At 71.3% G+C, this 1,257-nt stretch carries 1 protein-coding gene; it reads left to right on the forward strand.

Features of this window, described 5'->3' with window-relative positions:
* The coding region (locus IT40_RS26415) for an AIR synthase related protein (RefSeq protein ID WP_036761486.1) at positions 1-1,006 on the forward strand (1,006 nt) is incomplete at its 5' end.
* Positions 1,007-1,257: the final 251 nt, after the last annotated feature.

Genomic DNA, 1,257 nt, shown 5'->3' on the forward strand with positions numbered 1-1,257 from the left:
CCTGCCCGCCATCGGCCCGATCGCGGCGCTGAAGGCGCTGATCGGCAGCCCCAACCACGCCCACAAGGGTTGGGTCTGGGAACAATACGACACCCAGGTCGGCGCCGACACCATCCGCCGCCCCGGCCTGGGCGCCGGCGTGGTGCGGGTGCATGGCACGAAGAAGGCGCTGGCCTTCACCAGCGACGTGACCCCGCGCTATGTCCGGGCGAACCCCTATGAGGGCGGCAAGCAGGCGGTGGCCGAGGCTTACCGCAACCTGACCGCCTGCGGCGCCCTGCCGCTGGCCACCACCGACAACCTGAACTTCGGCAACCCGGAAAAGCCCGAGATCATGGGCCAGCTGGTCGGCGCCATCAAGGGCATCGGCGAGGCCTGCGCGGCGCTGGATTTCCCCATCGTCTCGGGCAACGTCTCGCTTTACAACGAGACCGACGGCAAGGGCATCCTGCCCACGCCCACCATCGGCGGCGTCGGGCTGATCGCCGACCTGGACGGGCTGATCGCCGGCCTGCCGGCCGAGGGCGACCTGGCGCTGGTCATCGGCGAGACGCGGGGCCACCTGGGCCAGTCGGCGCTGGCCGCCGAGGCCTTCGGCATCGAGGCCGGCGACGCGCCGCCCGTGGACCTGGCCGCCGAGCGCCGCAATGGCGAATTCCTGCGCGCGCATGGCGGGCTGGTCCGGGCCGCGGCCGACCTGTCGGATGGCGGGCTGGCGCTGGCGGCCTTCGAACTGGCCGAGGCGGCAGGCCTGGGCGTGACGCTGGACAGCGCCGGGATCGCCCAGCTTTTCGGCGAGGACCAGGCGCGCTACCTGGTCGCCTGCACCGCCGGGAACGCGGCCAAGCTGGCCGAGGCGGCCGCGGCGGCCGGCGTGCCGCTGGCGACGGCCGGCAGCTTCGGCGGCGAGACGGTGGTCCTTGGCGGCGATGCCGCGCCCCTGGCCGAACTGTCGCAGCTTTATCGCACCGCGTTCGAGAAAAGCCTGAACCTGGAACTCGCCTGAGCCCGGAAAGCGGCCCTTGGCCGCTGCCTCCGGCGGGGAGTATTTGGGGAACAGAGAAAGCGCTAGCCGGCGGTTTCGTCGTGCCGGCGCCAGCCCCTGGCAGGCTGCTGCGTGCGATGGGAGAGCTTGGGCCGGGAACCGGGAAAGTCGCCTCAATCCTGCCGAAAATGCCCGGTTTTCAGGCCGGTCGCCGCCGAATCCAGAACGAATTCCGCCACGGGGCCCTGTCAAAACCCTTTTTTCAGCGGCCT

This window comes from Paracoccus versutus (assembly GCF_000763885.1).
GTDB classification, from domain to species: domain Bacteria; phylum Pseudomonadota; class Alphaproteobacteria; order Rhodobacterales; family Rhodobacteraceae; genus Paracoccus; species Paracoccus versutus.